This window comes from Paenibacillus sp. FSL H7-0331 (genome assembly GCF_001956045.1).
This window is the reverse complement of the sequence record NZ_MRTH01000007.1, coordinates 278,834-289,964: the sequence shown is the minus strand read 5'-3', so window position 1 is coordinate 289,964 and position 11,131 is coordinate 278,834. Positions and strand designations below refer to the sequence as shown.

Annotated in this window: 6 protein-coding genes and 1 other RNA gene; 6 read left to right on the top strand and 1 reads right to left on the bottom strand. The window is 47.0% G+C overall.

Features of this window, described 5'->3' with window-relative positions; genetic code table 11:
• The first annotated feature begins 69 nt into the window (after nt 1-69).
• The 6 genes from secG to BK127_RS13200 all read left to right on the top strand — a co-directional run bounded on the left by secG (nt 70) and on the right by BK127_RS13200 (nt 9,958).
• A complete protein-coding gene (secG, locus tag BK127_RS13225; protein ID WP_076230540.1) occupies nt 70-309 on the top strand; it encodes a preprotein translocase subunit SecG in 240 nt (79 codons plus the stop codon).
• A gap of 226 nt (nt 310-535) precedes the next feature.
• Entirely contained in the window at nt 536-3,505 is a 2,970-nt protein-coding gene (gene rnr / locus BK127_RS13220) for a ribonuclease R (RefSeq protein WP_083689274.1), read from the top strand.
• Between the two features lie 108 nt (nt 3,506-3,613).
• The gene (gene smpB, locus BK127_RS13215) at nt 3,614-4,093 is read left to right on the top strand and encodes an SsrA-binding protein SmpB (RefSeq protein WP_076230538.1); all 480 of its coding nucleotides are present in this window, start codon (nt 3,614-3,616) and stop codon (nt 4,091-4,093) included.
• 164 nt (nt 4,094-4,257) lie between these two features.
• Nucleotides 4,258-4,623, top strand: a transfer-messenger RNA (tmRNA) gene (gene ssrA, locus BK127_RS13210).
• Between the two features lie 322 nt (nt 4,624-4,945).
• Nucleotides 4,946-5,593, top strand: a complete 648-nt coding sequence (locus BK127_RS13205) for a 2OG-Fe(II) oxygenase (protein WP_076230536.1) — start codon at nt 4,946-4,948, stop codon at nt 5,591-5,593.
• 588 nt (nt 5,594-6,181) lie between these two features.
• Nucleotides 6,182-9,958 (top strand): S-layer homology domain-containing protein, encoded by a 3,777-nt coding sequence (locus tag BK127_RS13200; protein ID WP_179097470.1) that lies wholly within the window; start codon nt 6,182-6,184, stop codon nt 9,956-9,958.
• Nucleotides 9,959-10,344: 386 nt separating this feature from the next.
• Here the strand turns inward: BK127_RS13200 and BK127_RS13190 are convergent, their stop codons facing one another.
• A complete protein-coding gene (locus tag BK127_RS13190; protein ID WP_076230530.1) occupies nt 10,345-10,974 on the bottom strand; it encodes a YfbR-like 5'-deoxynucleotidase in 630 nt (209 codons plus the stop codon).
• Between the last annotated feature and the right edge of the window lie 157 nt (nt 10,975-11,131).

Here is an 11,131-nt window from a genome sequence, read left to right as displayed (position 1 = left end):
TAGGTTTGCCAGCCGGACAAGGCTATGTTATTATAATAGTACTGTGTAATTTAGGATCGAGGTGGGAATATGGAAATTGCTTTGAAAATAATATTGGTCATTGCATCCTTGGGTTTGATCGCTGCGGTATTGCTACAGCAAGGGAAAAGCGCGGGTTTATCCGGTGCCATCTCCGGAGGTGCAGAGCATTTATTTGGTAAACAAAAGGCTCGTGGCATGGAGCTCTTTTTATCTCGTTTAACTATGGGCTTGGCTGCAACGTTTTTCATTCTATCGGTGGTTGTAGCTTATTTCGTTAAGCATATTTAAATAACAAGCAACACAGCAGGGGACCTTTACTCCTGCTGTTTTTTTGTTGGAAATCGGGCCTCTGCCAAGCACGAATGACTCAAAACCGCCGTTACCGGTTACTGTTAATTTACGTAAACTATAGTGCCCGGCATGTGTTGGGATGATTCATAATTGAAAATTGGGTAAAACTAAGAAGAAGGACTATTTATAGTTTACATATAGAAAAGAAGGAGGTTGATGAAGCTTGATTCAACGTGAACAAGTATTGGAATATATGCATGATACGGATTATAAACCGATGACTTACCAGGAGCTGGAGAAGCAGTTTCAGATTACAGGTGCACAGGATTTTAAAAGCTTTCTCAAGCTATTGAATGAATTGGAAAATGAGGGCCATATCGTAAGGTCCAGAACGGAACGTTATGGAATACCGGAACGCATGAATTTATTGCGAGGTAGACTGCAGGCGCATGCCAAAGGGTTTGGATTCCTTATTCCTGAGGATCGTGATCACCCGGATGTCTATATTCATGCAAACGATATGGGCGGCGCAATGAATGGAGATACCATTCTGGTTCGTATTACAACCAGAGGAGCGGCCGGAGGAAAGCTGGAGGGTGAGGTAGCCAAGGTGGTTACCCGGGCTAACACGCAGATCGTCGGGTTGTTCCAGATGAATGAGGGATACGCTTTTGTGCTGCCGGATGATAAGCGGATAGGACGAGATATTTTTATTCCTAAGGAAGCTTTCCATGGAGCGATGGATGGGCATAAGGTAGTTGTTAACATTTTGTCCTATCCAGAAGGTCGTGCGGCTGCGGAGGGCGAAGTGATCGAAATTCTCGGACACAAAAATGATCCGGGTGTCGATATTATTTCGATTATTCGCAAGCATCGCTTGCCAGAATCGTTCCCTGAAGAGGTATTGGAGGAAGCGACTTCGGTTCCTGAGGTGATTGCCGAATCTGATCTGGCCGGACGACGTGACTTGCGCGGCAAACGTATTGTTACGATTGACGGCGAGGATGCCAAGGATCTGGATGATGCGGTTAATGTAGAGCGGTTGGATAACGGGAATTACGTACTAGGTGTGCATATTGCTGATGTTAGCTATTATGTGCGTGAAGGCTCTCCACTGGATCGGGAAGCCTATAATCGGGGCTGTAGTGTGTACTTGGTGGATCGTGTCATTCCAATGCTGCCTCATCGGCTGTCGAACGGGATTTGTTCATTGAATCCGCAGGTGGACAGGCTGACGATGTCTTGTGAGATGGAATTTGATGAGCATGCGAAGGTTGTACGCCATGATGTGTTTACCAGTGTAATCAAGACAAGTGAGCGGATGACGTATACGAATGTGCGCAAGCTGTTGTCTGACGAGCCGGAGGCCGAACTGCTTGAACGTTACGCGTATTTGATGGATGATTTTCGTTTGATGCAGGATCTGGCTAGTAAGCTCCGCAATCGTCGGATGAAGCGCGGCGCGATTGATTTTGACTTCGAAGAGTCGAAGATTCTGGTCGATGCGAGTGGTAAGCCTACAGACATTGTGAAAAGAGAACGCTCGGTTGCCGAGCAAATTATCGAAGAATTTATGCTAGCGGCGAACGAGACGGTTGCCGAGCATTTTCATTGGTTGAAAGTACCTTTCCTATACCGGATTCATGAAGACCCGGATAATGAGAAGCTGCAGCATTTTATGGAATTCATTACGAACTTCGGCTATACGGTGCGCGGTAGAGGCAATACGGTACATCCTCAGGCTCTGCAATCGCTGCTTAATGAGATTAAAGGCACCAAAGAAGAGCGGGTTATCAGCACGGTCATGTTGCGTTCGATGAAGCAGGCCAAATATGATGCCCTGAGTACAGGACATTTTGGTCTGGCAGCAGAATTCTACTCTCACTTCACCTCTCCGATCCGGCGTTATCCGGATCTCATTATCCACCGTGTTATTCGCGAGGTATTGGAGCAAGGGGATATGCAAGCGAAGCGGCATGAATATTTATCGAGCCGGATGGAGGATATCGCCAAGCAGTCCTCAGAGCGTGAGCGTGTCGCTGTAGATGCGGAGCGTGAGACTGAGGCGTTGAAGAAAGCCGAATTCATGATGGATAAGGTTGGCGAGGAATTCGAAGGAATGATCAGCAGTGTAACGAGCTTCGGTATCTTTGTGGAGCTGGATAACACGGTAGAGGGTCTTATCCGCTTAAGCGATATGCATGATGATTATTATCATTATCATGAGGCGCAGCTGGCTCTAATTGGGGAGCGAACCTCCAAGGTATACCGTCTTGGTGATGAGGTTAAGGTGTGGGTTGCACGTGTAAGTACGGAGGAGCATACGATCGACTTCGAGATGGTCGATATGCAGCCGCGTCAGAAGAAGATCGGCTTGATCGACGCATTGAAGGCGGTTCGACGAGGGGATAAACGCGGAGGTCGTCGTGGCGAAGCAGGTAGTGGAGCAGGCGGTCGCGGTGGTGTGGGAGCAGCTAAGGGCGCTCGCGGCGGCAAGCGAGGCAAAGGCGGTGCTGTAGCGAGCGGCAGCGGCAAAGGCAGCGGTAAAGGTAAGGCGAAGGCGGATAGTAGCTTTAGCAGTGCGAGAGCAAGTGCAAAAGTGGACAGCAGCCAAGGAACAGGCTTGGAAGGAGCAAGCGGCTGGCGCGGTGCTCGAGCGAATGCAGCTGATGCGAGCTCAGCAAGTGAAGGTACGACGAGCTCGGCGAGCCTGAGGAGATCCAGTGTCCAAGACGGTGCAAGTGTTGGCGATGAAGGCATAACAAATGATGGGTGGAGCAGCAGCAAGCGAGGAGCCAAGGCGTTAGCGGGATTAACCGGTGATCGAAACAGCAGAAAGCGCAAGAGTAAAGGCAAATCTGGTGCAGCTGCAGGCGGTGAAGGTGTAGCCTTTGGTAAACGTAGCGGCAAGGGTTCGACAGGCGTATCATTAGGTGGCACGAGTGCAGCGAGCGGCAGGAAGCGCAGCAGCAAGGGTATAAATGGCATCTCATTGAGCGGTGAGGGGCCAGCTGGAGCCGATGTAGGTGGTTCAGGTGAATCGAGCAGCAGAAAGCGCGCGAGTAAAGGTAGTACTGTCGCTGCTGGCAAAGGTACTGGTGTAGATGCTGCAAAAGCACGTGCACTGGATGCGGCAGCGAAGGGTGATGGGGGCGGGCAGCCACGTAAGCGGAGTAAGCAAACGAAAAAGTAGCTTGTTCGCTTGCTTCTGGGGATTGGAGTTTGGTAAAATGAATTCCAATCCCTTTTTAAGGGCTTCGTTTTATTGAAGGTGCAATGTGGGAAGGAGTGAGGATTTGCGATGGGGAATAGAGCGGATGGCAAGGTGCTTGCACAAAACAAAAAGGCTTCCCACGACTATTTTATTGAGGACACCTATGAATGTGGTATTGTGTTGACCGGAACGGAGATCAAATCACTTCGTCTGGGACGAGCCAATATCGGAGATGCTTTTGCTACCATTCGTAATGGTGAAGCTTTCATCCACAACATTCATATCAGTCCTTTCGAGCAGGGGAATCGTCATAATCCTTCGGACCCGACAAGAGCACGAAAGCTGCTGCTCAAAAAAGTGGAAATTCGCAAGCTGTTCGGTTTGGCTAAGCAGGACGGTTATGCGCTCGTACCTTTGAAAATATATGTGCGCAACGGTTTTGCCAAGCTGCTCATTGGTTTGGGTAAAGGTAAAAAGCAATATGACAAGCGGGATACCGCTGCGAAACGTGATGCACAACGTGATATTCAAAGAGTGCTACGCGAGAAGCAAAAGGTTGCTCGTTAGTAATGTTTGTTTGAACGGAATACGATATAAAAGTAGTGTGGCAGCATATCTCTGTGCTTCCAGAAAGACGAACTGCTTTTTGTTTGGAATTGTGTTATACTAAGTAAGCATCTTCAGTGATGTGATTCATCTTTGTGACTTTCTAAACGGAAGTCCACTTATGCGGGGACGTTCTTGGATTCGACGGGGATAGTTCGAGCATGAGTAGCGGGTAGTGGGGACGCGTCCGCTTTATCAACGCTAAAGCCTATTAAACGGCAAACAACAACAAAACTACGCTTTCGCAGCCTAAGAAACTGTGTGCGTGCTTCTACCTCGCATCACCCATGTGTTAGGATAGGGGCTCAACCTTAAGTGGGATACGCCGCTTGGTCTCCGCCTGGGGTCAATCGGAAGAAGACAATCAGGCTGACCTGAAGGAGAGCCGGTTACGGGGCGCTTCTAAGGTGACATCAAAACTGTAGCTACACCCGTAGAATCTTGTGTGCCGTTATCTTCGGACAGGGGTTCGACTCCCCTCGTCTCCATATGCTTTAGCAACAAAGGACGTCCTCGCGGGCGTCCTTTTTGCGTTGTGTGGAAAGGAAAGACAGGGAGTTGCCCCTGTCAGAGGTTCAGTCCGCACGTGCCGCAGCGTAAGCGAAGGGATTGCAGACTCGATATTCACCGCTAAGGTAGCCGTCGTTGAGCGAGCAACGGGAGCGACTTAAATCTGAATATCGATACTCCCCTTGCCTCCACCAATGCTATAAAGTTTAATTATTTTGATTTTTCTGAAATTTGTAGAGTAAAGGACTCCATTTTATGGTATCGTGTTTTATGGTGATGTCATAGTATAGGGGCAGTATAAGAATGATAGGGAGTACGACAGAGAAAGAACGGACGATATTTGATCATGCTGGAAATACGATCAAGACAGAAGATCGAGAGATTCGAATTCTTGCCAAGTATGAGGCACCTCTGATTGTCGTACTAGGAAATGTGCTTAGCGATGAGGAATGCGATGAGCTAATAAAACATTCTAGGCAACAATTGCAACGTTCAAAAATAGGCGAAGATCATGCGGTCAATCAAATTAGAACGAGTAGTGGAGTGTTCTGTGAGGAGAATGAGACGATTACAAGAATCGAGAAGCGACTCTCTCAAATTATGAATATTCCTGTCGAGCATAGTGATGGCTTGCAAGTTCTGCTGTATACCCCTGGCCAAGAGTATCGTCCTCATTATGATTTCTTCACAGAAACGAGTCGAGCAAGTGCCAACAATCGAATTAGTACGCTCGTGATGTATTTGAATGATGTGGAGGAAGGCGGGGAAACGGCGTTCCCCATGCTTAATTTTTCTATTGTTCCTAACAAAGGCATGGCGGTCTACTTCGAATATTTTTATAATAATCATGAATTAAACGACTTCACCTTGCATGCAGGTACGCCAGTGATTAAAGGGGAAAAGTGGGTTGCAACGATGTGGATGAGAAGACAAGCCTTTCGCTTCTCCTAAATGTATGATCATGCACTGAGTGATTTGGAAGCAATGGAAAGTCAGGTCGTTACTAATTCTAGTAACTCCCAAGTGACATCAAAACCGTAGCTACACTCGTAGAAGTTTGTGTGCTGTTATCTTCGGACAGGGGTTCGAATCCCCTCGTCTCCATACTGCAAATCTACAAAACGAAAAGGAGCTTTGCCACTGAAGTACGGTGGCAGGCTCCTTTTTACGTTACACGGCATCGGCGATGAGGAACATTTTAGAAATAATAGGTAAGAGGGTGTTTCACTTTTGGGCTGTTTTCAGAACGGATTAAAGTCAATGCAATGGTAATGATCTTTCAGAATTCTTTCATAGTGCTCTGTTATACTATCAAGCATTGAAACCAATTCAGTGACCGCATCTAGAAAAAATGCCCAAATTAACATTAATCCACCATTTGCATCGTGTAGCCATTTATGCGGTTCAATCGGATAAAGCGGGAACTGGAACTGTGGGGAAACTTTTACTTAGAGGAGGAAAAGGAATAATGGGAAATCCATGTTTTCAGAGACACGACATCAATAATGGTTACAGGGGGAAAATATGTTCAATATAAGTATGAAAAAAAGTTTGTTGCTACTTGTTACAGCCCTACTATGTTTGCTTCCTTTTTGGAGCAGATCGGCACATGCTGATCGTAATGTAGATTACGGAGAACTGGCAGTTTCGGTTTTAGTAGACGGAGTATGGATCGAGCAGGGTTCGCTGCCTTACGGTCGGTTTGTTTCTGAAAAATCGCTTCAACTCAACGGCACCCAGGCAGACGAGCCCGCGTTAATCAGGGTGCTGCAGCAAGGAGGCGGAAAATCACATCTTGATTCCGTTTTACTTGGAATTCAATCTCCAATCGAGGTTAACGGGGATACAGCTACATCTGTTCGCAAGCTAGCTGCTGCAGACCAAGATTTAATCAATGTCGAAGTATCCGGCATGATCTTGAAGTTTGCTAGCGGTAATCCCAGCAGTATTTTAAAAATAGATGCGCGTGTTGAACCGGAAGTCATTAGCACCATTCCTTTTCATTATCCAACCAGCAATTTATATAAGGACTTTGATCTCAATTCCGAGTATTATACCTATCCAATTAACTCTTCTCGGGGAAATCTCGTAATGGACGGGCAAATAAATGAGATCTCTCTGCAAGCGCCGTTCTTTCAGCAGTATACCGTACCGGATTCCGGTCATCCGGATGGTGTAACGTATGGATGGGTATGGAATGACGATGAAAATTTGTATGTCGTCATTGACTTTACTCCTGACAATACATTTGACGGGGATGCGGACTATACGAAGGTTTATGTGAAAACGAACTCCGGCGTCAAGGAATTTAAGGTATCCGTTCCCGAAACGACCTGGGGCCAACAATTTTTTACGTATACAGACAAGGTATCTTATCAGCATAAAGTATACGAGTACCAAATTCCTTTAACAAACCTGGAAATTGCGGCGGATCAAACAGAACTTCAACTGGGCTTTGCAGCCTATGGGACGGCCGCCGCCGGTAATGCAACAGACAATGATCAGACTCATGCTGGTATTGACGGCAGAGATATTTCCGTTGAATGGGTGGAACATCACTATAGCAATAATCTGGATAGAGAGACCTATACGTTTGATATTTATATTTTGCCATCAATAATGGCACGGATTCCTGATCTTGCTAGCGATAAGCCTATCAACAAATCTCCTATCCCTTACGGGATCGACGATCTGAATGTTTGGAATTGGACAGGCTCTTCCACCGATACTCGGGACAGCACGGGAATTCCACTGACCGGAGGCGATTATAAGGTTTTGGTTTATATAAATTTTTCTCCTGCAGCTGGTGCCTGGGTCGATGTTAGCGGCCATTCGATAACGCTCCAATCCGATGTCGATGCTTCTAAATTTGCCGTTGTAGACAACTACACGGGAACGCAGGACAAGCTCCAAAGCGCTGTGAATGCAGTAGGAGCAAACTTGCCCGTAAAAGCTTATTTATGGACCGATAGCAACTCCAATGGCACAATTGATCCCGGTGAGTTAGGACCGGCCATCTCTCTTGGAACGAGCGGTGCGAACGGATCGGTGGCCGCGGCCAACATCGGCGATTTAACCGCCGGAACCTATAAGTTTGTTATCACCGCAACCGATAACGGAATCGAATCGATCAAAGATGCAGCACATGCCGTCACGGTTACCTTAACCAAGGGCGTGCTTCCTTTGGATGTGACGTTGAACAGCATATTGAGCAACAATCCGACGGCCGGTGTTGCCAAAGTAGGCGACACCGTAACCGTGACGTTTACGTCTAATAGGGAGCTTAGCGCTCTTCCGAACGTATATATCGGTGATTTTGGAACTGCAATACCGGCCACGAGCGTTAGCGGCAACGTGTACAGCGCAGCGCGTACGTTCACGGCTAATGACAGCGAAGGGGATGTATTTATTTACTTCTCTGCAAGTGCTCCAGGCGTTACAAATAAAACAGTGAATACGACAATGGACAGCAGTGGTAACAGTGTGAATTTCGACAAAACATCTCCTGCAGGAACATTGAGCATTAACGGTGGAGCGGCGGTGACCGACACGGTATCAGTTACTCTGACGGTGACAGGCAAAGATCCCGATGGGATAGGAGCTGTTTATACCAAAGCGGAAAAGCAGCCGATATGGCTTGCGTCAACTAACGATTTGATCCTGCGGGAACTGGCTGCTTCCATGAAGCTGGCAGTTGCTCTGCCTCCATCCGTTCCAGGAACAGGCAATGTCCAGATGTCGTTCTCAAACGACGAGGTGTCCTGGAGCCAGTGGGAGCCGGTTGCCGGAATGAAACCATGGACATTATCAGCAGGCAACGGCACCAAAATGGTGTACATGAAGCTCAAGGATGCAGCAGGCAATGAGACGGCGACAGTAATTATCGCCTCCATCGAATTGCAGGAAGCAACGCCTCTGGATGTGATGTTGAATAGCATATTGAGCAGCAATCCCATGGCTGGAGTTGCTAAAGTAGGCGACACCGTGACCGTGACGTTTACGTCTAATAGAGAGCTTAGTGCTCTTCCGAACGTATACATCGGTGGTTTTGGGACTGCAATACCCGCCACGAGCGTTAGCGGCAACGTGTACAGTGCAGCACGTACGTTCACGGCTAGTGACAGCGAAGGGGATGTACTTATTTACTTCTCTGCAAGTGCTCCCGGCGGTGCAAGTAAAACAGTGAATACGACAACGGACAGCAGTGGTAACAGTGTGAATTTCGACAAAACATCTCCTGCAGGAACATTAAGCATTAACAGCGGAGTGACGACGACGAACTCGGTATTGGTTACTCTGACGGTGACAGGCGAAGATCCTGATGGGATAGGAGCTATTTATACTAAAGCGGAAAAGCAGCCGATATGGCTTGCATCAACTAACGATTTGATCCTGCGGGAACTGGCTGCTTCCATGAAACTGGCAGCTGCGCTGCCTCCATCCGTTCCAGGAACAGGCAATGTCCAGATGTCGTTCTCCAACGACGAGGTGACCTGGAGCGCGTGGGAGCCGGTTGCCGGAACGAAGCCATGGACATTATCAGTAGGCATCGGCACCAAAACGGTGTACATGAAGCTCAAGGATGCAGCAGGCAATGAGACGGCGACAGCAATTACCGCCTCCATCGAATTGAGATTGCAGGAGTCGTCTTCTTCCGGAGGAAGCGACAGCTATCAGCAAAGTGAACCGATTACAGTCAATGAACCGAGCACAGTCAATGTGGAAATGGAAGACGTGAAGCCAGAAACGGAGAAGCAGCACAAAGCGTATATTTCCGGTTATCCCGACGGTACATTCGGTCCGGAAAAAAGCATTACCCGCGCTGAAATGGCAACCCTGCTGTTCAGAGCATTCGAGAAAGCAGCCAACAAAACCCACTTCACTTACACTGATGTCGCTTCGACCCACTGGGCCCAAGAGGCTATCGAGCAAGTGACGAAAATGGGCTTGATGGAAGGTTATGAGGATGGAAGTTTCAAAGCGGAGCAGATGATTACCCGTGCTGAAATTGCAGTGATCTTATCTCGATTGTCAAGCAACACCCCAAGCAGCGGCGAAAGCTTTCCGGATGTAAAAGGGCATTGGGCACAAACAGCCATTGAGCAATTGAAAGCGACTGGCATCATCAGTGGTTATGCGGACGGTACGTTCCGTCCTGAGCAGACATTGAAGCGTGCAGAGGTGGTTGCGATGATCAATAGGTTGCTAGGTCGAGGGCCGTTAACCACTATGGCCGCTATATGGTCGGATGTTCCGAATGATCACTGGGCGTTTGGACAAATTCAGGAAGCATCAATCGATCATGCTGCTGAGTAAAAGCAAATAACAATTAAACAATCGATACCGTTGCTTTGAGGGAGCCGCTTAAGTGCGCTTAAGTGGTCTCCTCAAGAATCTTCAGTATTACGCTGCGGTGAATTGTGGATTTGCCCAGCCACGATTCGTCTCCATAAAAGCAAAAGGCACTGACCATTTGGCCGGTGCCTTTTGCATTATTGGCACCTGGTCAAGGGGGCGGACCGCGCGGAATGATGTGAGAACGGAGGAGATGGCAAGAGCATGTTCTGCTAAGGTTGTCATCAGTGAGTGGAGTTTGTCGCTGTTTTTTTGCATGGATTGAGGAGATAGGAGGTGGGAATTAATCAGGTTGGAATGCCAGATGGAACACAATAATAAATCAAGCTTGAAATGAAGTGCAACACCTATGACGCTAAGGCCTCGTTCGTAATCTTTTCAATATCGATAGGTGATCTTGATCCTTCACTAACGATATCAGGTAAAATATGATGAAGAAAATAGTTAACACAATGGAGCTTTATCCCTTTAATTTTTATAAGAGCAGTTCGATACATGATGATGAATTCTTTTTCTGTATTCCCTAGCTGCAGCTCGGTAAAGGCCTCGTAGATCTGATCGAGTTTATCAGCGACTTCCAATATTTTTCCTTCTACTGAATCGTCTTTGCCTTCACGCAGTTGTCTGCGAAAAATGTGCTGGAATTCTTGTGGAATATGATCATCAATGAAATGAGCGACCATGCCTTCTTCTACTTTTTGCAGCATGGCTCGCAGCTCCAGTGAATAGTGCTTCACAGGTGTTTTAATATCTCCAATAAAAATTTCACCGTAATCATGACTACTGGTTATTTCGTATAGTTTTTTCCAATCCACAACGACTCCATTACTTTCTTCAATATCAGCCAATGTTTTGGCATATTGCACTACCTTCCAGGAATGAGCAGATACACTGTGCTCCTGAAATTTGAATTTGCCTGGGCAACGGATAATTCTCTCTAAATCGGTTAGTGATTGGAAATACGTATGAATCCCCATAGTTTAGTTTCCTCTCTTTTGCTGGATGCGTGATGATATATGTAAAGTATACAACCTATTTGTCATTGGATAATTAACTCTAATTGGGAGTTGTTTCAATTTAAATTTTCAATACGATAAGATACAATATAGCTATATTAAATGAATAGAAGAAGGG